A 25,181-nucleotide genomic window follows, 5' to 3' on the forward strand; every position below is an offset into this window, starting at 1 on the left:
GAGCCGGAGTCGGTCGCGGTGCCGTCCCGGGCGCGTGGCGGGCTCGTGCGCGTGCCCAAGCGGTTCCTGCCGGTGATCGCCACGTTCGTGGTGTTCGTGGCCACGTTCGGCGTCGGCTCGGTCCGGTACGAGGGGTTCGCCTCCGGGCAGGTGATGGCGAACCTGTTCATCGACAACGCGTTCCTGATCGTGTTGGCGGTCGGGATGACGTTCGTGATCCTGACCGGCGGCATCGACCTGTCGGTCGGGTCGGTGGTGGCGCTGTCGACGATGATCGCGGCGTCGGCGCTGCAGGCCGGGTGGCCCGCGTGGCTGGTGGTGGTCACGGTGCTCGCCGCCGGGTCCGGCTTGGGGCTGGCGATGGGCTGGGTGATCCACCGGTTCGGCGTGCAGCCGTTCATCGTGACGCTGGCCGGCATGTTCCTGGCCCGCGGGCTGTGCTTCGTGATCAGCGTCGAGTCGGTGTCGATCAAGGACCCGGCGTTCCGGGAGTTGGCCACGGGCTCGATCGAGCTGCCCGGTGGCGTGACCATCACCTACGGCGTGGTGATCGCGCTGGTGGCCGTGCTGGCGGCGGTGTACGTGCTGCACCTGACGCGGTTCGGGCGCACGGTGTACGCGGTGGGCGGCAGCGAGTCGTCGGCTCGGCTGATGGGCCTGGCGACCACGCGGGTGAAGATCGGCGTGTACGTGATCAGCGGGTTCTGCTCGGCGCTGGGCGGGTTGCTGTTCAGCCTCTACATGCTGTCCGGGTACAGCCTGCACGCGGTGGGCATGGAGCTGGACGCCATCGCCGCGGTGGTGGTCGGCGGCAGCCTGCTGTCCGGCGGTGTCGGGTTCGTGATCGGGTCCGTGGTCGGCGTGCTGGTGCTGGGCACGATCCAGACGCTGATCTCGTTCGAGGGCACGTTGTCGTCGTGGTGGACGAAGATCGTGATCGGTGCGCTGCTGCTGGCGTTCATCGCGTTGCAGCGGATCATCGTGCGCAAGACCTGATCCTGCGCCGGCCACTCGAGGCCCGTCGTCCGGCACCGGCCCGGGCGGCGGGCCTTCGGCGTTGCAAGTCACCCGAAAGTGGTCTTGGTGCGGTCGCACGACACTGCCAGACTCAAGAATCATTGCGCGACCCGGGGGGACGATGAGCGCGATCTTCGTCAGCTTCCGCAATGGTGACGAGGGTTGGGCAGCCAAGCGGATCGTCGAGCGCCTCGTCAACCACTTCGGCGAGCGCGACGTCTTCTACTCGCACGATTCCATCCGGGTGGGGGACTACTGGCAACAACGCCTGTGTGACGCACTCGCCCGCAGCCACGTGCTCATCGCGGTCATCGGCCCGAACTGGACGGCCAAGTCGGATGGCGGTCGACGCGGGATCGACAACCCGGATGACTGGGTGCGCCGCGAGATCCGGTTCATGCTGACGGCCGAACGCCCGGTACTCCCGGTCCTGGTCGACGGGGCGGACCCGCTCGAGACCAAGGACCTGCCACCTGATCTCACGGCACTCGCCGGGATCCAGTTCATCCGGTTGGAAAAGAACACGATTGACGGCACGATCGACAAACTGGTCGTCAGGTTGCTCGCCGTGCTGCAGCCGCCGCCCTGTCCTTACCGAGGTCTGGACGCGTTCACCGAGGACGACCACGAGTACTTCTTCGGACGTTCGCGCGAGGTCGTGAGGCTCGTCGACCGGCTGGCGCGGCGGGCAGTCCTCGCGGTGGAGGGCGACTCGGGCAGCGGCAAGTCATCGCTGGTCCGCGCGGGACTGGTACCCGCGTTGCGCGCCGCGGGCAGAACGGTGGTCGTGTTCGACGCGCACGACTCCCAGCTCCGTTCCTGGCTGTCCGGCGTCCGCGACAACGCCGTGGTGTGCGTCGACCAGTTTGAACAACTCGTCGCGTCCGATGCCGCGGCGGCGCGGGACCTGTTCGAACTGCTGCTCGGCCTGGTCCGGGAAGACCCGGCGGCGCGGGTGGTGGTCACCGTCCGGTCCTCTGCCGACCTGCACGACCTGCCCGGTGCGGCGGACGTGGTGGAGGGCGGCGGTTTCCTGGTCCGGCGCATGGCAGACGGGGAGCTCGCCGAGGCGATCCGGGAACCGGCGGTGAAGGTCGGGCGTGACTTCGAACCCGGACTGGTCGAGCGGATCGTCCGACACGCGGACGGCCAACCGTCCCAACTCCCGCTCGTGGAGTTCATGCTGACCGAATTGTGGGCGGCCGAGCCTGCGAGCCTGCTCACGGTCAAGAAGTACGACCGGCTCGGCGGAGTGAAGGGGGCGCTGCGCCAACGTGCCCAGGAGATCTACGAGCAGATGCCGACACCGGCGGACGCCGCGCGGTTCCGGAACCTGCTCGTCCGCCTGGCCCGTCCGCGCGACGACGACGGCCGGGGCTACATCCTGTCCCCCGTCCGGCTCGACCGCCTCGATCAGGGGTTGGGCGCACTGGCCGCGGAGCTGAGCGCGGCACGACTCCTGGTCATCCGACGGGGCGTCGACGGCGCGGAGTACGTCTCGATCGCCCACGAGGCCTTGGTGCGGCACTGGGACCAGCTCGCCGAGTGGCTGGCGGAGCACCGCGAGTTCCTGTCGTGGAAGGCGCGGCTGAACGGCAACATCGACCAGTGGGTCGAAGGGGGGCGCGACGCCGGGGCGCTGTTGCGCGGCACCCCGCTCGCCGACGCGCGGGAACGCCTGCGTGCCGGCGCGGACCTGCTGGACGACGTCGAAAGGGAGTACATCGAGGCGAGTGCCCGCGAGGCCCGGCGCATCACGCGCCGGGCCCGTCGCCTGGTCGCCACCGCGGGTCTGTCACTGATCGCCGTGCTCGGTATCGGGATCGGCGGCTACTTCGCCGCCAAAACCGCGTACGCCCTGAGGGACATGGCGGACTCGCGGAAGGCGTCGGGCGCGGCAAACCCGTTGCGCGACGTCGACCCGGTGATCGCGGCGCAACTCGAGCTCGCCGCGTACCGGATGCACCCGACGCCGGATGCGTTGGGCGGCCTGCTGAGCGCCGTGGGGTCGCCGTCACCGATCTGGACCCGGTTGCGGCACTCCGACGACATCGAGGCGGTCGCCTTCGGACGTGACGGCACGAGGCTCGCGATCGCGGGCAACGACGGTGCGGTAACCCTCTGGGACGTCACGAACTTCCGCGCGCCGCGCGACCCACTGACGCTCAGCCGCCACGAGGGCGCCGTGCGATCGGTGGCGTTCGACGGCACCGGCCGCCTCATGGCGACCGGTGGGGCCGACAGGAAGGTGGTGCTGTGGGACACCACGACCGACGACGTGAAGGTCATCGACACGATCGAGGTGACCGGCGAGGTCCGCTCGGTCGCCCTGAGCGCGAACGGCAGGTTCCTCCTCGTCGGCGGTTCCGACCACACGGCCACGCTCTGGGACCTGCTCCTCCCGCACGACGCACGACAGTTGCGCCTCATCGACCGGCACACCGACGAGGTCCGCGTCGCCTTCCACCCGGACGGCCGGACCTTCGCCACCGCGAGCGTCGACCGCACCGTGACGGTGTGGCGGGTGGACCACACGCTGAACGTCCACGAAGTCGACGCCACGACGCTTCAAGCGGAGGGCGTGCGCTCGGTGGGGTTCAGCCCCGACGGGCGCTACCTGGGCACCGGCACGTCCGAGGGCAAGGTGGCGTTGTGGCGCCTCGATCCGCTGACAAAGGTCAGCGAGGTCGCCGATGGGGCGCCGTCGTGGGTGTCTGCCGTCGTGTTCAGCCCCGATCGGAAGCACCTCGCCACGACCAACCACGACGGAGCCACGCGCTGGTGGGACATCTCCGACCCGACAGCACCGATCCTGCTCACGGAGCAGAGCAGCCTTGGATCGCCGGTGACGTCGGCCGCCATCGACCCGCGCGCAAAGGTGCTGGTGTCGGCGGGCGGCGAAGCCACCGCCCGCATGTGGGACGTCATGACCATAGCGCCGGCCCACGCCGGCCCTGTGCTGTCGACGAAGTTCAACCACCGAGGTGACGTCCTCGCGTCTTCCGGCATGGACCGGAAGTTCCAGTTGTGGGACGCGCGAGACCGCCGTCACCTGCGCCTGCTCAGCACGCTGGAAGCGCACGGCGACAACGTAGACGTCACCCTGTGGAGTCCGGATGATTCCACCCTCACCACAGCAAGCTTGGACGGCTCGATCCGGCTGTGGGACGTCACCGACCGGGCTCGGCCTCGTCTGCTCGACGCCGTTCCGGACGCTCACGGTGCCCGGGGGCCCCACACCGGCGTTGTCACCGCCGTACTCACGGCGGACGGGGACGCCCTGTTCACTGGCGGGTTCGATGGTGCGCTCAAACTGTGGTCGGTCAAAGACGGCCGGATCACCGGCGGTCGGCAACTCGAACAGCGGGTCGGCAGGATCACCAGGGTCGCAATCGGTCGAGCTGCCGACCGCGACCTGCTAGCGGTCGGCAGCGAGGACGACGTCATCACGATGTGGGACGTCACGGACCGGGACACGCCTCGGGAAGTGGGACGGACTTCCAGACTCAGCGAGGTGATCTGGGCCGCGGCCTTCACTCCGGACGGCACGACACTCGCCGTGGGCGGGACGAGCGGGAAGGTGCGGCTGTGGGACGTGCGCGACCCCGCCAATCCCGGTCTCTTGGCCGTGTCGACCCACGGCGACGACCATGTCGGATCGATCATGATCAACCAGGACTCGTTGATGGCGTTGGCCACCGAGTCCGGGCGAATCGAGTTGGTGGACGTGCGGAACCCGGGAGCGCCCGCGGCGGTTGCGACGCTGAGCGGTCACGACGGATACGTTCGCACTGTCGACCTGGCGCCGGATGGGACCACACTGGCGAGTGGTGGTCACGACAGGAGTGTGCACACCTGGGAGTTGGACCCCGAGCGGGCCGCCGCACGTCTCTGCGATGAGTTCCCACGCCTGGTGGACGAGTCGAACTGGAACACCTACCTCGGGGAGATGTCCTACCAGGAGTACTGCTGAGCACGGGCCGGGTGGAGGCCGCTGGCCCGTAGGGATCTCACGTCGGTGCACGGGGGCGGTTCCGATGCCGCGTAGGGCGGGCGCGGCTTGGACGTCCCTCAGGTGGTTGAAGGTCGCGAGCCGGTTGAAGAGGTGGTCGATCGCGCCGGCGACGTGCTGAAACCTCAGGGTCGAAGAGGCCCATCCGGGTGCGCTCGCGCGAACCGGGCTGGTCCGGGATGGTCGCGATGAGGTTCGTGGCGTCGTTGGTGACGGCCTGCAGGGCTGCTAGCCGGGACGGCGATCTCGACGGTGAACTCGTGCAGCCTGGTGGATGTCGCCTGCTGTTGGGCTGGGGTCGGACAGCAGGTTCTCGTCCAGCCACCGCATCTGGTTCTTCCCGCGTGCCGCCGACGCGGAGGAGCAGGTTCAGCATGCGCACGACGGTGAGCGACGACCCAGCCCACACAGCGATCCGGTGCCGGCGGGTCAACTTCTGTCGATCTTGGTCAGGTAACCGGCGGCGCGACTTCTGTGGCGGTGAGGTTATGGCCTTGCTGGTCGGTGACCGTCGCTGGGGCGGTGAGCCGCCATGGCGCGGGTGGCGCCGGCCTCGGCCGCCTTCGAACCTGTTCGCCGAGGTCGCTGAACCGCACGTCGGTGCCGTTGTACGTGCCCGCCACGGGGCCTCGGCGTTGCTGCACAACCTGAATCAGCATGAGCCCAGGGTGTGCTTGTCGACATCCGGTCAGCGGTGTCGTCGTGCAGACGCACGTCGGCGACGTCGGAGCCGGGGCGTTGTTCCATCTCTTCGCACAGCGGCGCGGCCAACGGCTTGCCGGGTGACCTCGGGACGTGCAGCAGCGACTCGGGTGAATCCCGCGTCCTCAAGGGGCGGTTGGGACGGCCACCCGGCGTTGGTCGGTGAACCGATCGGCCATGCGGCGGGCCTCGTCCGTCGCGCGGTCAGCTGTCGGCTTCCTCGCGCTGCCGCGCGACGGTGCCGGTCAGGTGCTGGAAGGTGTGGGTCCGCCGCATCAGGCGGTCGAGCGAGGGCCGCCGGTTGTCCAGCTCGAGCTGCGCGCCCGCGGCGGCGACCCGCCGGCGCACCGCGAGCAGGGTCGACAGCCCGTAGGAGTCGCAGAAGCCGATACCGCCGCAGTCCAGCCGGATCGCGCGCACCCCGTGCACCGTGAGCAGCTCGTCCACCATGACCAGCAGCTGGTCACCGTTGTCGTAGACGATGTCACCGGACAGGACGATGCGCGCCGTGTGCGCGTCGAGGACGGCGAGGGTGCACTGCAACGCTTGCGGGTTCATGCGGCCGGTCCGGGGTCTAGGGTGCGGGACAGCTCGTCGCGCGCGGCGCCCAGGATGCGCCTCGCGCGGGGGAAGTCGTGCAGCTCGGTCACGAGCAGCGCCAGCGCGGGCAGCAGGTGCCGGGCCGGCACGCCGCGCGCGCCGAGGATCGACGCGGTCCAGGTCAGGAACCCGGTGAACAGCGTGTCGTCGTCGGTGTAGAGCGCGGTGGCGAGGTAGTCGACGATGTGCGCCAGGTCTTCGGCGGTGTGCTGGCGCTGGAGGTCGGTGTAGGACCGCATCGCGGGGACCTGCCGCTCCAGACCCGTGTGCACGGCCTTCACGAGCTGCCCGCTGGTGCGGGAGACCATCGTGTACTCCTGGTCACCCAGGTGCGGCAGGTGGTCGATGGGCTGGTAGCCGCCGCGCGGGCGGGACGGCGGGTCGGACGCCAACCGGTCCGCGGCGGCGCGGGCGTCGGGCGCCCACACGTCCGCGCGGAGCAACCGCGCGTACCGGCCGTCCGGGCCGAACGCCGCGCCGCCCACCACCACGGGCACCCCGGCGGCCTGGCACGCGGTGATGGTGGCGTGCGCGGTCGGCAGCCGGGTGGCCAGCGAGCCGGACAGCGCGACGGCGTCCGGCCCGGTGCTGTGCAGGTGGGTGATCAGGTGCGGCGCGGGCACCTGGGCGCCCAGGTAGTCGACGCGGAAGCCGCGCAGCTTCAGCACCTCGGCCAGCAGCCGCGCGGGCAGGGCGTGCCACTCCCCGTCGACGCAGGCCACGGTGATCCGACCCCGATGGACCGGTGGCCGTCGCACGGTCACGGCCAGCGTGGACACCACGCGCTCGTTGATCGCCGTGGCCGCGTGCTCCTGGGCGACGGTCAGCCGGTTGGCCGCCCACTCGGCGCCGACCCGCCGCTGCACCGCGCCGACCACGTCGAGCAGCACGGCCTCCGCGTCGAGCCCACCGGCGAGCGCGCCCAGCACCACCTCGGTCGCGCCGTCCTCGTCACCGTCCACGACGGCGTCCCACAGCCGCAGCGCGCAGCCGCCGGCCTCCGGCGCGGGGGTGCTCACGCGGTCCGCTCCCCCGGCTCCAGGTCGGCCACCGCGCTCAGGTGCCTGCCGCGCGGCGCGGTGATCGCGAGCAGCGCGATGTCGTCGTGGCCGCCTCCGCCGATCCACTGCGACGCGACCATGTGCACGTGCTCGACCACCGCGTCCGCGGGCATCCCGGCGCACGCCGCGAGCACCCGGTGCAACCGCTCCTCGCCGAACATCTCGCCGCCGACCGGTCCGCCGACGGCCTCGGTGATGCCGTCGGTGTAGAGCAGGCACGTCTCGCCCGGCGCGAGGACGACCTCGGCGGTCACCGCGTCCACCTCGGGCAGGACGCCGATCAGCGTGCCGCGGGTGGGCACCTCGTGCACCTCGCCGTTCGCCCGCACCACCAGGGGCGGCAGGTGCCCGCCGCTGGTCACCCGCAGCCGCACGTCGGAGCCGACGCGGGTCACCGACGCCAGCACGAGCGTGACGAACCGGGTGTCGTGCGCGCTGAGCAGCGCACCGTTGAGCAGGGTGAGCATCCGCCGGTGGTCGCCCGCCAGCGGCAGCAGTGCCTGGAGGGTGGTGCGGACCTTGCCGGTCATCACCGCGGCGGCCAGCCCCTTGCCGCACACGTCGCCGAGCACGGCCAGCGACTCGCCGTCCCCGACCTGGTGGACGTCGTAGAAGTCGCCGCCGACGCGCTCGGTGTCCAGCGCGGGTCGGTACCGGCCCGCGAACTCGACGCCGTCGACGCTGCGCAGCATGGGGGGCAGCAGCTCGCGCATCAGCGTCTCGGTGATCGACAACTGCTGGGCGAACATCCGCGCCGCCGACATCGCCACGCCGGCACGGGCCGCGAACAGCCGCGCGAACGACTCCTCGCCCTCGGTGAACGCCCGCTGCTCGACGCGGCGCAGCAGCACCAGCGCGCCGGCCGGGACGCCGTGGCCGGGCAGCGGCGTCACCACGATCGACCCCACTTCGCCGAACCCCTCGGGCACCAGCCAGGCCGGCGCGGAGGACGGCTCGATCCAGCGCGACGGCACCGGCGGGAAGCCCTGCAACGCCTCGGCGAGGCCGGCCACGTCCACCGGGTCGAGCGGTATCCGCTCGTGCACCGCCTCACCGCCGCGCACGCACCACGCGACCGGGTGGTCGCGCCGACCGCCCGGTGCGACGACCCAGGCCGCGTCGGCCAGGTGGGTGGCCGCGAGCTCGGCGGTGATCTTCATGCACCGCTCGGGGTTGAGCGAGGTCAGCAGGGCCGACGACACCTCGCCGAGCACCGCGGTGCGCTCCCGCTCGACGCGCAGCGCCTCCCGCGCGAGCCGGGCGTCGGTGTCCTCCACCAGCCACCACGTCGCCGTGCCGTCGCCGTGGCCGACGGGGTGCGCCTCGAAGCTCCGGTCGCCGTGCACCCCGCTCACCGGTCCGGCGTGCGGTTCCCCCGGCGCCGGGACGAGCCAGTCGGCCAGGTCGGTCAGCACCGACCCGGGGCGCGCGTCGGGGAACACCAGCCGCGCGGCCTCGTTCACGGCCCGGACCACGCCCGTCTCGTCGACGAGCACGGCCGGGTAGGGCGCGCGCGACCACCCGAAGTCGGTCACGCCTCCCGGTCGCCGGACGGCAGGACTGGTCTCCACCACGAACTCGTCGGCCCCCGCGCGGGCGCCTCCACCTCACTCGTATACCCGACTCACCGTCGCTGACGACGGCCTTGCGACCCGCCCCAGCCTGCCAGATGACCAGTCCCGTTGCGAACATCGCCGGTCAGCCCCGGCGCTTCGGGGTTGCGCCGGATGGCCGAAACGACCGGGTGACGTGCCCCGGACCGTTGACTTCTCGAACGCTGCTCTGCAACGCTGCGAGCCGGTTACGCAAGAAATCGACAACTACGCGGAACTTTCTGACAAGAACCCGGAATTGCCCTAAGAGAAGGGCCCTGCCCGACGATGTCAACGACGACACGCGCCCGTTCGCGCCTTGCCGCCTCCCTGCTCGCCCTCTCCCTCACCGCGTTCACCCTGAGCCCCCCTGCCGCTCAGGCCGCGCCGTCCGCCGGGGTGCTCGACCTCGGTGCGCCCACCCGCATCGACCAGGTCCGGCTGTCCCTGCCGGACGACGAGTCCACGTTCTCCGTCCAGACCAGCCTCGACGGCCGGGGCTTCGCCACCCTGGTGCCGTCCGCGCCGCGCGCGGGCGACCGCCAGACGTTCGACTTCGACCCCACGCTGGTGCGCTACGTGCGCGTGGACGGCGCGCCGGTGCGGGACATCGACGTCCGCGCGGCGGCCGACGTGACCGCGAAGCTCGCCGCCACCTACAGCGCCAGCAGCCACAACGACGTCTACCAGGCGGCCAACGCGGGTGACGGCAACCAGGCCACCTACTGGGAGAGCGCCAACAACGCGTTCCCGCAGTGGTTGCGGGCCGACCTCGGCGCGGCGGTCAAGGTCGACCGGGTCGTGCTCAAGCTGCCCACGGCGAACTGGGGCGCGCGCACGCAGACGCTGGCCGTGCAGCACAGCGCCGACGGCCAGAACTTCGGCGACCTCGTCCCGGCCGGCCAGCACCGGTTCGACCCGGCCTCGAACAACACGGTGACCATCCAGTTCACCGCCGCGACCACGCGGTACGTGCGGCTGCTGATCACCGGCAACACCGCCTGGCCCGCCGGTCAGATCTCCGAGTTCGAGGTGCACGGCCCGACCACCGGCGACACGCAGGCACCCACGGCGCCGACGAACCTCGCCTACACCTCGCCGCAGTCCGGGCAGGTCCGGCTGACCTGGTCGGCGTCCACCGACAACACCGGCGTCACCGGCTACGACGTCTACGCCAACGGCGCGCTGCGCACCAGCGTCCCCGGCACCGCCCTGGCCCACACCGACTCCCAGCCCGACGGCCTCGCGGTCACCTACCACGTGATCGCCAAGGACGCGGCGGGCAACCAGTCGCCGCCCAGCAACTCCGTCACCCGCCCCGGCTCGCCGGGCTCCGGCGCGAACCTGGCCAAGGGCAGGCCGATCACGGCCAGCTCCCACGTGTTCACCTTCGTGGCGGGCAACGCCAACGACGACGACGTGACCACGTACTGGGAGGGTGCGACCAACCCCAGCACGCTGACCACGCAGCTCGGCTCGAACGCCGACATCAGCTCGGTCGTGCTCAAGCTCAACCCGGCGTCGGCCTGGGGCACCCGCACGCAGAACGTCCAGGTGCTGGGCCGCGAGCAGAGCGCCACCGGCTTCACCAGCCTCGTGTCCGCGCGCGACTACGTGTTCAACCCCACCTCGGGCAACACGGTCACCATCCCGCTGTCGGCACGGGTCGCGGACGTGCAGCTGCGCATCACGTCCAACACCGGCGCGCCCGCCGGCCAGGTCGCGGAGTTCCAGGTGTTCGGCGTCGCCGCGCCCAACCCGGACCTGACCGTCACCGGCACCTCGTTCAGCCCGACCAGCCCGGTGGAGACGAACCCGATCACCCTGTCCGCCACCGTCCGCAACGCGGGCACCGCCGCGTCGACCGCCACCGACGTGACGTTCTTCCTGGGTTCCGACGCGGTCGGCACGGCCCAGGTCGGCGCGCTCGCGGCCGGCGCGTCGGCGACCGCCACCGCGAACATCGGCCCGCGCGGTTCCGGCTCCTACTCCTACACCGCGAAGGTCGACGAGACGAAGAAGGTCGTCGAGCAGAACGAGGCCAACAACGCCCTGCTGCACCCGACCGCCCTCGTCGTCACGCCCGTGCCCAGCTCGGACCTGGTCGGCGCGTTGAGCTGGTCGCCGAACAACCCGGCCAACGGCCAGAACACCACCTTCACCGTCACCCTGCGCAACGAGGGGTCGATCGCCACCACCGCCGGCGCGCACGGCGTCACGCTCACCCTGGTCAACGCCGCCACCAACACCGCGGTCCGCACGTTCACCGGTAGCCACACCGGCGCGATCGAGCCGGGCCGGTCCGCCCCGCCGATCACCTTGGGCACCTGGCCCGCGGCGAACGGCAAGTACACCCTCAAGACCGACATCGCGGTGGACGGGAACGAGATCGCGGCGCGCCAGGCGAACAACGTCACCACGCAGTCGCTGTTCGTGGGCCGCGGCGCGAACGTGCCGTGGGAGCACGTCGAAGCGGAGGACGCCGTCACCGCGGGCGGCGCGCAGAAGATCGGCCCGAACCGCACCATCGGCGACCTGGCCGGCGAGGCGTCCGGGCGACGCGCGGTGACGCTGAACAGCACCGGCGCGTCGGTCGAGTTCACCACGAGCGGTTCGACCAACACCCTGGTCACCCGCTTCTCCATCCCGGACTCGGCGGGCGGTGGCGGCATCAACGCCACGCTGAACGTCTACGTCAACGGGTCGTTCCACAAGGTGATCGACCTGACCTCGCGGCACATCTGGCTCTACGGCAACGAAGCCGCACCGGGCAACTCCCCCGGCTCGGGCGGGCCGCGGCACATCTACGACGAGGCGAGCGTGGTGCTCAACGGCACGTTCCCCGCCGGGACGAAGATCAAGCTGCAGAAGGACGCGGCCAACACCACCAACTACGCCATCGACTTCGTGAACATCGAGCACGCCGTGGCGCAGGCCAACCCCGACCCGGCCCGGTACGTCACGCCGACCGGGTTCGGCCACCAGGACGTGCAGAACGCCCTGGACCGGTTCCGCATGGACACCACCGGCACCCTGCTCGGCGTCTACCTGCCGGCCGGCACCTACACGACCGCGCAGAAGTTCCAGGTCTACGGCAAGCCCGTCCGGGTGATCGGCGCGGGCCCGTGGTTCACGAAGTTCGTCGTGCCGAGCACGCAGGAGAACACCGACGCCGGTTTCCGGGCCGAGCAGTCGGTGAACGGCTCGACGTTCAGCGGGTTCGCCTTCTTCGGCAACTACACGTCCCGCATCGACGGCCCCGGCAAGGTGTTCGACTTCGCCAACGTCTCGAACATCACGATCGACAACATCTGGGCCGAGCACATGGTGTGCCTCTACTGGGGCGCGAACACCGACTTCATGACCATCAAGGACTCCCGCATCCGCAACATGTTCGCCGACGGCATCAACATGACCAACGGCAGCACGGACAACCGGGTGGCCAACATCGAGGCCCGCTCCACCGGTGACGACAGCTTCGCCCTGTTCTCCGCGATCGACGCCGGCGGCGCGGACGAGAAGAACAACGTGTACGAGAACCTGTCGTCCCTGACCACGTGGCGGGCGGCCGGCCTGGCCGTCTACGGCGGCTTCCTCAACACCTTCCGCAACATCTACATCGCCGACACGCTGACCTACTCCGGCGTCACGATCAGCTCGCTGGACTTCGGCTACCCGATGAACGGTTTCGGCCCCGAGCCGACGACGTTCAGCGGCATCACCCTGGTCCGCACCGGTGGCCACTTCTGGGGCGGCCAGACGTTCCCGGGCATCTGGATGTTCTCCGCCTCCAAGCCGTTCCGGGGCATCCGGGTCAACGACGTCGACATCATCGACCCGACCTACGCCGGGATCATGTTCCAGACCAAGTACAACGGCACGACACCGGAGAACCCGATCCAGGACACCGTCCTGACGAACATCTCGATCTCCGGCGCCCGCCTGAGCGGCGACCGGTTCGAGCACAAGTCCGGCATCGGCGTGTGGGCCAACGAGATGCCGGAAGCAGGGCAAGGCCCCGCAGTGGGCTCGGCCACCTTCAACAACCTCAGGTTCAGCAACAACAACGAGAACATCCGCAACCGAACCTCCACCTTCACCATCACCGTCAACCCCTGACCCGACCCACCCACAACGGACCCGCACCCGGCCCACGGGGCTCGATGTGACAGGGGTTCGGGTTCAGGCTGGTCGAGCCGGCAGGCCCGGCGGGGAAGAGCGTCCCGCCGGGCCTGCCGGCTTCGGCCTGCCTGGAGTGCCCGAACGGGCCCCACGTCACATCGAGCCGAACCGGACCACTCACGCCCACGTCCGTACATTTGCCTCAACGAACCCCCGCCCCCAGGAGTCCTCATGGCCGCCCGCCCACTCGACCGATCCGGCGGCACCCCCCTCTGGCGGCAACTCCAGGACGACCTGATCGCCCGCCTCCACTCCCGCGAGTTCACCACCGGCTTCCCCGGCGAACTGGCCCTCGTCGACGACTACGGCGTGAGCCGCCACACCGTCCGCCAAGCCCTCCAGCAACTGCGCGCCGACGGCCTGGTCGTCGCCGAACGCGGTCGCCAACCCCGCGTCACCCCCGCCGCCGACGTCGAACAGCCGCTGGACACCGTCTACAGCCTGTTCGCCTCCGTCGAAGCCGCCGGCCTCGAACAGCGCAGCGTCGTCCGCGTCCTCGACGTCCGCGCCGACGGCGTGATCTCGGACCAGCTCGGGCTGGAGGGTTCCACCCCTCTCCTGCACCTGGAACGGCTGCGCCTGGCCGGCGACGAGCCCCTGGCGATCGACCGCGTGTGGCTGCCCGCCGACCTGGCCGCGCCGCTCCTGGACGCCGACTTCACCCGGACCAGCCTCTACTCCGTGCTGCTCAAGCGCACCGGCATCCGCCTCGACCACAGCCGCGAGACGATCAAAGCCGTCGTGCCGACCCCCGCCGAGCGCGCCCTCCTGCACTGCGGACCGGACGTCGCGTGCCTGTCCATCCACCGCCTGGGCCGATCGGACGGCCGCCCCGTCGAGTGGCGGCACACCCTGGTGCGCGGCGACCGCTACGCCGTGACCACCGAATCGACCACCCGCCGACCTTGAACCCGACCCACCAAATGCACGGACATTAGTCACAGCACCTTGCCGCACCCCGACCGTCCGACCTAATGTACGGACAAATACCGGAGGTGAGGCGCGCGATGCACGTCGAGACGATCAGCACGGCAGCCCTGGGCGACCGCGGCTACCTGGTGCACGACGGCGAGACGGCCCTCGTCATCGACCCCCAGCGCGACTTCGACCGCGTCGAGGACCTGGCCACCCGCCTGGGCGTCCGGATCACGCACGTCGCCGAGACCCACGTGCACAACGACTACGTCACCGGCGGCCTGGCGCTCGCCCACCGCCACCACGCCACCTACCTCGTGGCCGCCGCCGAGGACGTGTCGTTCGACCGCCACCCCGTCCACCCGGGCGACACGCTCTCCGTGGGCTCGATGACGGTCACCGCCGTCGCCACCCCCGGTCACACCGAGCACCACCTGGCCTACCTGGTCGAGCACGACGGTCGGCGGGCCGTGTTCTCCGGCGGCAACCTGCTGTTCGGCTCGGTCGGCCGCACCGACCTGGTCGCGCCGGACCGGACCACCGACCTGACCCACGCCCAGTACCGCTCGGCCCGCGCGCTGGCCGACCACGCCGGCGACGACGCCACCCTCCACCCGACGCACGGGTTCGGCAGCTTCTGCTCCTCCGGGCCGGCCGTCGTCACCGACGGGTCGACCATCGCCGAGCAACGCCGCTCCAACCACGTCCTCACCGACGACGACGAGCAGCACTTCGTGCGGGACCTGATCGCGAACCTGACCACCTACCCGTCGTACTACTCGCACATGGCCCCGCTGAACCGCCTCGGACCGGGCGCGCCCGACCTCTCGCTGCCCGAACCCCTCCGACCCGCGGAACTCCGGGTCCGCATCGCCGACGGCCAGTGGGTCGTCGACCTGCGTTCACGAGTCGCGTTCGCGGCCGGGCACCTGGCCGGCACGGTCAGCGTCGAGTACGGCCAGAGCTTCACCACCTACCTGGGCTGGACGCTGCCGTGGGGTGAGCCGGTCACGCTCGTCGGCTCCGAGGAGGACGTGCGCGCGGCGATCCGCGACCTGTCCCGCATCGGCGTCGACCGCCCCGCCGCCGCGATCGGAGACCCCGCCGACGGCCTCGCGCCCGACCACCCGGTCGTCGCCTACCGCCGCGCCACCTGGTCCGACCTGCCGCATGCCGACCGGCCGGTCGTGCTGGACGTGCGGCGCACCGACGAGCACGCCGACCGCCACGTCACCGGCTCGGTCAACATCCCGCTGCACGACCTGATCGCCAGACTGGACGAGGTGCCGCCCGGCGAGGTGTGGGTGCACTGCGCCTCGGGCTACCGGGCCGGCATCGCGGCGAGCCTCCTGCACCGCGCCGGTCGTGACGTCGTCCACCTCGACGGCGACTGGACCCAGGCCACGCACGCGGGCGTGGCGACATCACCGTGACCCCGCTCATCCTCGCCCTCGTCGCCGGGGCCGTCGTCGGGCTGTCCCTGGGGGCGCTCGGCGGCGGCGGCAGCGTGCTCGCCGTGCCGGCGCTGATCTACCTGCTGGGCTTCACCCCGGACCACGCCACCGCCGCGAGCCTGCTGGTCGTCGCCGCCACCTCGCTGACCGCGCTGAGCGCGCACGCCCGGTCCGGCGCGGTGCGCTGGCGGCTGGGCGCGGCGTTCGCCCTCGCCGGCCTGGTCCCCGCCGCAGCCGCCGGCGTGCTGACCCCGCACGTCCCGGCACCCGTGCTGACCGGCGCTTTCGCCCTGATCGCCGCCTTCGCCGCCTTCTCGCTGCTGCGCAACCGCTCTCACCACGCCCACCCGACTTCCACCGACCCCGCCCGCACCCGGACCACCGGCACACGCACCCGCCCCACCCGGACCCGCGTCCTCCGCACCACCGGCCTCGGCGCGGGCCTGGGTGCGATGACCGGCTTCCTCGGCGTGGGCGGCGGCTTCCTCACCGTGCCCGCCCTCGTCGGCATCCTCTCCGTCCCCATGACGGCCGCCGTCGGCACCAGCCTCCTCGTCATCACCGCGAACGCGACCGTCGCCCTCACCGCCCGCCTGGGCGACCTCGCCCTGCTGAACTGGACGCTGATCGGCCCGTTCGCCGCCGCCGCGCTGCTCGGCGCCTGGGACGGCAAGCGGCTCGCCGCCAAGGTCCGCGCCACCACCCTGCAACGGCTCTTCGCCGCCGTCCTGCTCACCGTCGCCGTGCTCATGGCCGTCGACGCCGCACGCCGCGCGTTCACCGCCTGAACACACGCAACGCACCACAACCCACCCACCACGCGGAGACGGCCCCTGGCTGGGAGAGGGCGCCAGGGGCCGTCGGTTCACCGCACTGATCACACAGCCTGATCCGCCGAACCGACCGGATCCGCCATGTCGGCCGGATCCGCCGGACCAGTCGGGCCGGCCAGGTCAGCCGACCTTGCCCACACCCGCACCGCCCTGCACGATCGACTTCACGCTGCTCGCGCTGTCGAGGGAGTAGCCGTACGGGATCGACTTGACGCTGCCACCCTGGTCACCCGAACCCGAGTTGACGAAGTGGTTGTTGCGCGCCACCAGGTTGGCCGGGTCGGAGCTGCCCTCGCCCCGGTGGAACGGGTCGCGGGTGTTCTCGAAGTAGTTGCCCTCCACGAGCACGCCCGCTTCCTCCGTGGAAGCGACACCGTACGACGTCACGCCGCCGTAGTAGTTGTTGTAGACGTGCACGGGGTTGCCGAACCGGACCCGCGGGTGGCGCTGGTTCGTGCCGTCGAACCAGTTGTTGTGGTACGTCACCCGCAGCTTGCCGCGGTCCTCGCCGCCGTTGTCGTCGCTGTGACCCAGCAGCATGGTCTTGTCGTGGGAGCTGACCTTGTTCCACGACACGGTCACGCAGTCGGACGCGCGCTTGATGTCGATCGCACCGTCGTAGCCGTTGCGCAGGCTGTTGTGGTCGATCCAGACCCGGGTCGAGTACTGGACGTTGATCGCGTCGTCCGCCCAGTTGGTGAAGTTCAGGTTCCGGATGATCACGTTCGAGGCGTTCGACACGTTCAGGCCGTGCCCCGTGATGGTGGCACCCGAGCCGACGCCGATGATCGTCTTGTTGGACGCCACCTTCGTCATGCTCGACAGCGAGATGGTGCCGGACACGCGGATCACGGAGGCGCTGGAAGAGCCGACCGCGGAGACGAACGCCGAGGTGCTGGTGACGGTCACCGGTGAGGCACTGCCACCACCGGTGGTGCCACCGCACTGGGTCGCCCAACCCTGGAGGTTGTACGACGCGGCGTGCGCCGAGGGCGCCATGATCACGGACGCGGCCAAGGCCGTCGTCGCGAGCAGCGCGCGGGAGATCTTGCGGGACATGCGGTTTCCTCCATACGACTGTGGATGAAAAGGGAACCGGCGGCGGATGGCCACGTGGCGGCGACCGAGGGCTTACACCGGACTCACCACCTCTCCGCGGTGTGGGCGCGAATGTGCTCGACGTCGAACTCGTCGCCCAGACCGGCAGAGGAGGTCAGGGTGACGTGCCCGTCCGCGTCGAGCGGGTCGGCGATCGCGAGTCGGTGCGGCGGCACGCGGTCGAAGTCGTGCAGCGGGTGCAGCAGGCCGCGCTCGTACCAGCGGCCGTTGTCGGTCCCGCCGAGCACGGCGAGGCTCGCCGAGCCGTCGCCGTGGATCTCGCAGTCCATGTTGAACGCCTCGGCCAGGTGCAGCGCCTTGATCGTCGGCGAGATGCCGCCGACGTCGGTGGGCCCGGCGCGCAGGATGTCGCACGCGCCGGACGTGATCCACTCGGCACGGGTCAGGTGCTTGCCCCAGGCCACCTCCGGTCCGATCACCGGGATGGACAGCTGCTCGGCCAACCACCGGTAGGAGCTGATCGACGCCTCCTCCATCGGCTCCTCGAACCAGTAGAAGTCCAGCGCCTCCAGCGCCCGGCCGAGCTCCAGCGCCTCGGTGCGCGAGTACCAGTGGTTCGCGTCCAGCATCAACGCGATCTCCGGCCCCACCGCCTCGCGCACCGCCTCGCACGCCGCGATGTCCGCGCGCACGCTGGGCGCGCCCGGCACCGGCGGCATCCACGTGTGCAGCTTGATCGCCCGGTAACCGCGCTCGACGAGCTGCTTCGCGAACGCCGCGTAGTCGCCCGGCGTGCTCAGCCCGCCGGGGATCTCGTCACCGCACATGGTGCTGGCGTAGGCCGGGACGCGCTCGCGCGCGCCGCCGAGCAGCTTCCACACCGGCTGCCCGACCTTCTTGCCCACCAGGTCCCACAACGCGGTGTCGACGTAGCCCAGCGCCCGGTCGGTGAACCGGCCGTGCGACCCGCGCTGCTTGCGGGCCATCTTGCGCCAGAGCCCTTCCCGGTCCCACGGGTCCGCGCCGATCAGCACGGGCTTGACGATCGAGTCGAGCACGGCGGGCCGCAGCTGGTCGGGGTGCACCTGGACGCGGCCGACGACGCCGTCCGAGTCGGTGATCTCCAGCAGCGCCTCGCGGACCTCGTGCTCGGCGCTCGGGTGCCGGTGCCCGTGCGGGTCCACCGCGGTCCACGCGGTGGTCGTGAACACCGACACCTCGACGCGCTCGATCACTTGCGGTCCTCCCATTCCTTCTGGGCCTCGGTGAGCTTGTTCGCCATCTCGTCCAGGAACTGCTGGCCGCTGAGCTCGCCGAGGAGCACCTTCTGGTACTGGGGCTCGCTGTCGGTCTTGGTGATCGACGAGTACTGCGGCAGGTACACCGGCGCCGGCACGAGCACCGTGGTCGGGTCCTCCAACACCCCGAGCGCCATCTTCACGTGGGCGGCCTGGTCGATCCACGCCGCGCCGCGCACGTCGGTGTTGGCCGGGATCTGGCCGACCTTCTCGTTCCAGTAGCTGTTGGACTCGGCCGAGGTGAGGAACTCGGCGAACTTCCACGCCGCGTCCTGGTGCTCGCTGTTCTTGAACACCGCGAAGCCGTCGGTCGGGTTGGGCACCACGGTCCGCTTGCCGCTCGGGCCGACCGGCAGCGGCATCGCGGCGACCTTGTCGCCCAGCGCCTTGGTGACGTCGCTGTAGGAGCCCAGGTTGTGGTGCATCATCGCGACCGAACCACCGGTGAACTGGGCGATCATCTGGGTGAAGCTGTTGTTGACGTCGGCCTCGGGGGTGGCCTTCTTGTAGAGGTCGGCGACCCTGTCCACGAGCTCGGCGTTGGCCGGGTCGTTGAGCGTGCTCTTGCCGTCCTTGAAGAAGGTGTCCACGCCGGAGTACGCGTACGCCTCGGTGATCAGCTGGAACACCGAGCCGGCACCACCGCGGATGGTGTAGCCGTACTTGTTCGCGGCCGTGTCGGTCAGCTTCGTGGCCGTGGTGATGAACTCGTCCCAGGTCTTCGGCGCTTCCAGGCCCGCGTCCTCGAACCAGTCCGTGCGGTACCAGATGATGTCCATGTTGGCCGACGACGGAACGATGTAGAGCTTGCCGTCCGGCGCGGTCTGGCGAACGGTCTCCACCAGCGAGGGCAGGAGCTTGTCCTTCAGCGCGCCGCCGTTGATGCGGTCGTCGAGCGGCGCCAGCGCCTCCTGGCCGACCAGGTGCGCGAGGTACGAGGTGGTGACGCCACCGACGTCGGGCGTCTCACCGCCGGCGATGGCGGTGTCGTACTTCTGCTGCACGGACGCGCTCGGGATGCCGACGTACTCGACCTTGATGGTCGGGTTCGCCGCCTCGAAGCGCGAGATCAGCTCCTTGTAGATCGGCTCACGCGCGGGGCCGCCGTTGTTGTCCCAGAACGTGATGGTGACGTTCCCGTCGCTCCCGCCGCCTCCCTCCGACGAGCAGGCGGACAGCGCCAGCGCGGCGGCGGCCACGGCGACCAGCAGTTTTCTCATGATGCTCCCTATCCCTTGACAGCCCCGGCGCTGAGCCCCTGCACCAGGAACCGCTGCACGACGGCGAAAACCAGGACCACCGGCACGGCTGCGACCACGCCACCGGCGGCGAGTGCCCCGAAGTCGGTGTTGAACTCACCCAACGTGTAACTCAGGCCGACCGGCAAGGTGAACTTGTCCTGCTTCGTCGCGAACATCAGCGCGAACAGGAACTGGTTCCAAGCTCCGATGAACGCGAACGACCCGACCGCCACCAGGGCGGGCTTGAGCTGCGGCAGGACGACCGCGAAGAACGCCCGCAGGCGCGAGCAGCCGTCCACCATGGCGGCTTCCTCCAGCTCCACCGAGATGTTGCGGATGAACCCGCTCATCAGGATCAGCGACAGCGGCAGCTGGAACGCGACCTCCGCGATGATCAGGCCGGTGAGGCTGTTGAGCAGCCCCAACCCCTTGAAGATCACGAACAGCGGGATGAGCATCATCGCGCCGGGGATGAACTGGCTGCACAGCATCGCCAGCAGGAACACCCGCTGGCCGCGGAACTTGAACCGCGCGAGCGCGTAGCCGCCCATCACCGACAGGATGGTCACGAACACGAGCACGCCCAGGCCCATGACCACGCTGTTGTAGAAGAAGATGCCGAACCCGATGTCGTTCCACACCGTGTCGAAGTGCTCCAACGAGATCGGCCACGGCACGAGCTGCGTCGAACCGCTCGGCCGCACCGCGAACACGAGCATCCAGTAGAACGGGATGAGCGTGAACAGCAAGTACAGCACCAGCGGCACGTGGATCATCCACGGCTTGCCCGGCTCCTCGGCCACCGCCCGGCGACGCCGCTTGGTCGGCCGGGGCGGTGGCGGGGTGTCCACCGGCGGTCGGGTCAACGTCTCGGTCATGCGCGACTCCCGAACTTCGACAACCGCAGGTAGGCGATCGAGAAGAACAACAGGATCAGGAACCCGGCCACGGTGAGCGCCGAGCCGTACCCGAAGTTGTGCGAGTCGACGGCCTGCCTGGCCACGTACAGCGGCAGCGTGGTGGTCTGGTTGGCCGGACCACCACCGGTCAGGGTGTAGATGAGGTCGACGTTGTTGAACTCCCACACCGCGCGCAGCAGCGTCGACAGGATGATCGCGTCCTTGAGGTGCGGCAGGGTCACGCTGGTGAAGCGCCGCCACCGGCTCGCGCCGTCCACGGACGCCGCCTCGTAGAGGTCCTTCGGGATGCTCTGGAGGTCGGCGAGCAGCAGGATGGCGAAGAACGGCACACCGCGCCACAGCTCGGTCACCACGAGGGCGTCGAACACCGTGTCGGGGTTGCCGAGCACCGAGGTGCCCGGCGAGCCGATGCCCCACTGGGAGAGCTGCTGGAAGATGCCGGTGGACGGGTTGAGCAGCAGGATCCAGATGCCCGTGGTGAGCACACCGGACACCGCCCACGGCGAGAACACCAGCGCCCGCGCCATGCCCCGGCCGATGAACGTCTCGTTCACGATCAGGGCCAGGACCAGGCCGAGCAGCAGTTGCAGCCCGACCTCGACGAACACCCACTTGGCGCTGAACGCGAGGCTCTGCCAGAACAGCGGGTCGTCGAACAGCATCTGCTTGAAGTTGTCCAACCCCGCCCAGCCGTTCTTCCACGGCTGGGTGACGTTGTACCGCTGGAGGCTGTAGTAGACGACGCTCCCGATCGGGTAGACCAGGAAGACCGCCATCAGCACCAGCGTCGGTGCGATCAGGGCGTAGGGCGCCCACGTGCGTGTTCTCATGCGGGGTTCCAGTCGCCGAGGTAGGCGCGCCGGGTGTGCTGCGAGGCTTGGTCGTGCGTGAGCTGCGGCCGGTCCGGACCCGCCGCGGCGCCGGGGCCGGAGTTGCGGAACTCGGCGAACCGGGCGTCGCGCCAGGAGAAGCCGGACATGTCGGTCCACGGCGCGGTCTTCACCGCGGCGGGCAGCTTGGTGTCGCGGACGACGACCGACGCGACGGCGTCCGGGTCGCCGCCGGGGTGCCACGGCCGGCCGAGGTAGTAGGTGCCCGCCGGCGCGTCGCTCAGGACCGTGGAGTTCATGATCAGGAAGCCGTGGGGGTTGTCGCGGCGCGTGCTGGCGGCGGTGAGGTAGCCGCCAGGGTCGCCGCCCCGGTTCAGCGCGCGGATGGTGACCTGGTCGAACACGGCGGTCGCGCGGCCGAAGATGAAGTCGACGTCGCCGACGATCTCGCTGCCCCGGTAGTACTGGCGCGCCCGCGTGCCGACCGCGCGCGTGTCGGCGTACAGGGTGTCCTGGTGGCCGAGGAAGCGGACCCGGTCGTAGTACTGGCGGTCGCCCGTGGCCTTCACCGCGACGGCCTGCGTGGCGGTGATCTCGGGGTGCGCGGCCCGGTCGAACGAGTTGCTGAACGTCAGGTCGCGCGCGGTGAAGCCGTCCGCCTCGATGGTCGCGGTGGCCGAGCCGGTGGTGCCGTGGGTCGTGCCGTCGGGCTTCTTGGTGCCGCCGGCGTTGTCGTAGTCGATGACGACGTCGCGCGCGGTGCCGGTGGAGCCCTTGAGCGTCAGGTCCGGCTTGGTCGCGGGCACCCGGACGACCTCGCGGTACACGCCCTTGCCGAGGGTGATGGTGGTGCCCGGCGGTGCGGCGTCGATCGCGGCCTGCACCGTGTCGAAGTCCGTGCCCTTGGCCACGTGGTAGCGCTCGCGCTGCTGCGCGCCCGCCTTGAGGTTCTTGACCCGCTTGGTCGGCTCCAGGCCCAGGGTGAACTGGGGTGTCCAGCCGGCGTCACCGGCGAGCTGCGCGGTCGGGTTGGCCGCGTTGAACGCGTCCAGCACGTCGACCGGCTTCCCGTCGACCAGCGTGCCGACCTCGGTGATGGCCGTGCCACCCCAGTTGTAGATCAGGTCCTCGACCGCGCCGCCGTTGCCGAGCTTGACGTAGTTGTTCTCGACGTACAGCTTCGACTGCACGCCGACGCCCCAGGCGTAGACGAACGTCGGTCCGGGCTCGTACAGGTTGTTGTAGACGTGCACCTGGCCGAACCGGACGCGCGGCAGGCGCTCCTCGACGTTGCGGAACACGTTGTGGTGCACCGAGACCCGCAGCTTGCCGGGGTCGGTGGTCGACGTGTTCGACGAGCCGATGAGCATCGTCTTGCCGTGGTCCTCGAACAGGTTGTACGACGCGGTGACCAGGTCGGTACCGCTGGTCATGTCGAGTGAGCCGTCGTGCTGCTGGAAGGGGCGGCCGAAGTGGCTCGGCGCCGCGCTGTCCGGGAACGGCTGGTCGGTGAACGTGTTGTGGTCGACCCACACGTTGGTGGCGCGCTGGAGGGACACCGCGTCGTAGGCGGAGTTCCAGTTGCCGGTGGCGCCGTCGGTCGGGTCCCACTGCGGGAAGCAGTCGCGGGTGTCGCGGAAGGTGAGGTTCCGGATGATCACGTTGCTCACGCCGTGGACGCGGACGTTCGCGCCGGTGATGCCCGCGCCCCGCCCGTCGCCGACGATCGTGGTGTCCGAGCCGACGTTGAGCGCGATGGCCTCGGCCTGGCGGCGGGCCGACGCCGCGCGGGCGTCCTCCAGCGGACCGCTCGGCTCGGTGTCGCGCCCCCAGACGGCGGGGTCGTATGCGGCCAGGTAGCCCGCGAGCGTGTAGCCGTCCGTGGCATATGTTGCGCAGTCAGCCCTGACGTCGATGACGCCGCGCACCTTGATCAGGCGCGGGGCGGGCGCCGCCAGGGCGGCCCGCAGCTCTGCCGCCGTGCGCACGACGTGTTCGGTGGTCGCGGCCGACCCACCGGTCGTGCCGGTGCCGCTCGAAGCCCAACCGTCACCGGGTTGGAGAACCTGTCTCCCCAGGTCATGGCTTGCGTGCGCGGGTGCCGCCGCGATCACGCCAAGGGCGCAGGAAAGCACGAGCGCAGTACTGAGTATCCGCATGACGAGGGGCCTTCCCCGGCGAATTTGTTCATAAATGTGAACACGTTCCAGAAGTGCGAACAGAGTATTGCGAAAGTGTCCGCCACACGTCAACGACGTAACTTCGTTCGATCCCGGTTCGACGGGGTGATTCGACCCGCCGTCGAATTCGACTCGAATTCGACGGCGCGGCCGGCTCGGAACAGACGCCACCGCCCCCGGTCCGAGGCCGGAGCGGGGGCGGTGGGGAGGGAGGAACCGGTGCCGCGGGGTGTCAGACCGGTGGCGTGAACGCGGCGATGCGGGCGGACAACGCGCGCGCGTGCGCGTTGCCGGGGAAGCCGTCGGCCAGCCGGCGCAGCGGCCGCAACCGGTCGGCGACGCGGGTCGAGGTCACCGTGCCCGCGACCGCCAGGGCCCGCGTCCCCGTCTCGGCCGCCTGGTCGAAGTCCCCGTCCACCAAGTGGTTCGCGGCCAGCGCCACGAGGCTGAACGCCCGGCTGCGCGCCATGCCGTCCGGATAGCCCGCCACGGCGGCCTGCAACGAGCCGATCGCCGCCGCCGTGCACGCCGGGTCGACCGTCCGGGCCAGCTCGGTCAGCACCACGCCGGTCAACCCGCACAGGTCCGGCTCGTCGAAGAACCGCGCCCAGCCCGGCGCGGGGCCGGACGCGCGGGCGAACTCGTCGTGCGCGAGGTTCAGCAGCCGAATCGCCTCGCCCTTGTCGCCCAGCGCCGCGTGCGCCCACGCCTGGTTCGCGTGCAGCATCGCGGCGGCCCGCCGCGACCCCGCGCGACGTGCCGCGGACAACCCGTGCGCGAACGCCTCCAACGCCGCCCGCCGCCTGCCGCCGTGCAGCCACATCCGGCCGACGCGGTAGTGGATGTTGGCCTCCAGGTCGTGGTGGCCCGCCTCGCACGCCAGGCCCAGCGCACGGTCCCAGTGCCTGGCGGCGGCGCGCTCGCGGCCGGTGTCGAAGCACGTCCACGCGGCCAGGTTGTGCAGGTCGGCCAGCGCGACCAGCAGCCGTCCGCGCACCGCACCCGTGGCGTCGGCGTCCAGGTAGCGGTCGTGCCGCGCCGCGCAGCCGATCACCGCGTCACGGCACGCTCCGCCGCCCTCCCGGTAGTCCAACCCGCGCAGGCGTTCGGTCTCGGCTGCCAAGCGCTCCACGTCCCCGACGCCGATGTGTGCCGGGACGTGCTGAGGTTCTGCCATCGCCGCACCTCGCAATTCCACTAGAGCGGTGGAGGGGATCCATCTGGCATGTGGCTGCGGGGTACCCAGGGTGACATCGGCGGCATCTCGGCGGGAGCCGCCGTCAGG

The 25,181-nt window shown here is 70.6% G+C and carries 16 protein-coding genes and 1 pseudogene; 6 read left to right on the forward strand and 11 right to left on the reverse strand.

Annotation, left to right across the window (positions count from 1 at the left end):
• Positions 1 to 18 precede the first annotated feature (18 nt).
• The gene (yjfF, locus tag FHX81_RS08610; protein WP_141983823.1) at positions 19 to 996 is read left to right on the forward strand and encodes a galactofuranose ABC transporter, permease protein YjfF; all 978 of its coding nucleotides are present in this window, start codon (positions 19 to 21) and stop codon (positions 994 to 996) included.
• 142 nt (positions 997 to 1,138) lie between these two features.
• Positions 1,139 to 4,990, forward strand: a complete 3,852-nt coding sequence (locus tag FHX81_RS08615; RefSeq protein ID WP_141976722.1) for an nSTAND1 domain-containing NTPase — start codon at positions 1,139 to 1,141, stop codon at positions 4,988 to 4,990.
• Between the two features lie 488 nt (positions 4,991 to 5,478).
• Here the strand turns inward: FHX81_RS08615 and FHX81_RS08620 are convergent, their stop codons facing one another.
• The 4 genes from FHX81_RS08620 to FHX81_RS08635 form a co-directional block, all read right to left on the reverse strand.
• Positions 5,479 to 5,688, reverse strand: a complete 210-nt coding sequence (locus FHX81_RS08620) for a hypothetical protein (RefSeq protein ID WP_141976724.1) — start codon at positions 5,686 to 5,688, stop codon at positions 5,479 to 5,481.
• Positions 5,689 to 5,935: 247 nt separating this feature from the next.
• A complete protein-coding gene (locus FHX81_RS08625) occupies positions 5,936 to 6,289 on the reverse strand; it encodes an STAS domain-containing protein (RefSeq protein WP_141976726.1) in 354 nt (117 codons plus the stop codon).
• The gene (locus FHX81_RS08630; RefSeq protein ID WP_141976728.1) at positions 6,286 to 7,350 is read right to left on the reverse strand and encodes a cobalamin B12-binding domain-containing protein; all 1,065 of its coding nucleotides are present in this window, start codon (positions 7,348 to 7,350) and stop codon (positions 6,286 to 6,288) included. Before FHX81_RS08630 ends, FHX81_RS08625 begins: the two co-directional genes overlap by 4 nt.
• Positions 7,347 to 8,927, reverse strand: a complete 1,581-nt coding sequence (locus FHX81_RS08635; RefSeq protein WP_246107703.1) for a PP2C family protein-serine/threonine phosphatase — start codon at positions 8,925 to 8,927, stop codon at positions 7,347 to 7,349. Before FHX81_RS08635 ends, FHX81_RS08630 begins: the two co-directional genes overlap by 4 nt.
• A gap of 345 nt (positions 8,928 to 9,272) precedes the next feature.
• Here FHX81_RS08635 and FHX81_RS08640 point away from each other — a divergent pair, with 345 nt between their 5' ends.
• From FHX81_RS08640 to FHX81_RS08655, 4 genes are all read left to right on the forward strand, one after another.
• The gene (locus tag FHX81_RS08640; RefSeq protein ID WP_141976732.1) at positions 9,273 to 13,103 is read left to right on the forward strand and encodes a galactose-binding domain-containing protein; all 3,831 of its coding nucleotides are present in this window, start codon (positions 9,273 to 9,275) and stop codon (positions 13,101 to 13,103) included.
• 234 nt (positions 13,104 to 13,337) lie between these two features.
• Positions 13,338 to 14,075, forward strand: coding sequence for a GntR family transcriptional regulator (locus tag FHX81_RS08645; RefSeq protein ID WP_141976734.1), 738 nt, complete (start codon positions 13,338 to 13,340; stop codon positions 14,073 to 14,075).
• 98 nt (positions 14,076 to 14,173) lie between these two features.
• The gene (locus FHX81_RS08650) at positions 14,174 to 15,514 is read left to right on the forward strand and encodes an MBL fold metallo-hydrolase (protein ID WP_141976736.1); all 1,341 of its coding nucleotides are present in this window, start codon (positions 14,174 to 14,176) and stop codon (positions 15,512 to 15,514) included.
• The gene (locus FHX81_RS08655) at positions 15,511 to 16,323 is read left to right on the forward strand and encodes a sulfite exporter TauE/SafE family protein (RefSeq protein WP_141976738.1); all 813 of its coding nucleotides are present in this window, start codon (positions 15,511 to 15,513) and stop codon (positions 16,321 to 16,323) included. The genes FHX81_RS08650 and FHX81_RS08655 overlap by 4 nt, the downstream gene beginning before the upstream one ends.
• Positions 16,324 to 16,488: 165 nt before the next feature.
• Here the strand turns inward: FHX81_RS08655 and FHX81_RS08660 are convergent, their stop codons facing one another.
• The 7 genes and pseudogenes from FHX81_RS08660 to FHX81_RS08690 all read right to left on the reverse strand — a co-directional run.
• On the reverse strand, positions 16,489 to 17,427 hold the full coding sequence (locus tag FHX81_RS08660) for a pectate lyase family protein (RefSeq protein WP_141976740.1): 939 nt from the start codon (positions 17,425 to 17,427) through the stop codon (positions 16,489 to 16,491).
• A gap of 83 nt (positions 17,428 to 17,510) precedes the next feature.
• Positions 17,511 to 18,662, reverse strand: a complete 1,152-nt coding sequence (locus tag FHX81_RS08665; protein ID WP_211363431.1) for an enolase C-terminal domain-like protein — start codon at positions 18,660 to 18,662, stop codon at positions 17,511 to 17,513.
• The gene (locus FHX81_RS08670) at positions 18,659 to 19,945 is read right to left on the reverse strand and encodes an ABC transporter substrate-binding protein (RefSeq protein ID WP_141976744.1); all 1,287 of its coding nucleotides are present in this window, start codon (positions 19,943 to 19,945) and stop codon (positions 18,659 to 18,661) included. The genes FHX81_RS08665 and FHX81_RS08670 overlap by 4 nt, the downstream gene beginning before the upstream one ends.
• Positions 19,946 to 19,953: 8 nt before the next feature.
• Positions 19,954 to 20,844 carry a carbohydrate ABC transporter permease gene (locus FHX81_RS08675; protein ID WP_141976746.1) on the reverse strand — a complete coding sequence of 297 codons (891 nt, stop codon included), beginning with the start codon at positions 20,842 to 20,844 and terminating at the stop codon, positions 19,954 to 19,956.
• Positions 20,841 to 21,716 (reverse strand): carbohydrate ABC transporter permease, encoded by an 876-nt coding sequence (locus FHX81_RS08680; protein ID WP_141976749.1) that lies wholly within the window; start codon positions 21,714 to 21,716, stop codon positions 20,841 to 20,843. Before FHX81_RS08680 ends, FHX81_RS08675 begins: the two co-directional genes overlap by 4 nt.
• Complete coding sequence (locus FHX81_RS41895; RefSeq protein WP_246107704.1) at positions 21,713 to 23,704, reverse strand: pectinesterase family protein; 1,992 nt, start codon at positions 23,702 to 23,704, stop codon at positions 21,713 to 21,715. Before FHX81_RS41895 ends, FHX81_RS08680 begins: the two co-directional genes overlap by 4 nt.
• 424 nt (positions 23,705 to 24,128) lie before the next feature.
• Positions 24,129 to 25,154 (reverse strand): annotated as a pseudogene (locus tag FHX81_RS08690) (NsdA family TPR-like regulatory protein); the annotation flags it as partial.
• Between the last annotated feature and the right edge of the window lie 27 nt (positions 25,155 to 25,181).

It is taken from the genome of Saccharothrix saharensis, from assembly GCF_006716745.1.
Lineage (GTDB): Bacteria > Actinomycetota > Actinomycetes > Mycobacteriales > Pseudonocardiaceae > Actinosynnema > Actinosynnema saharense.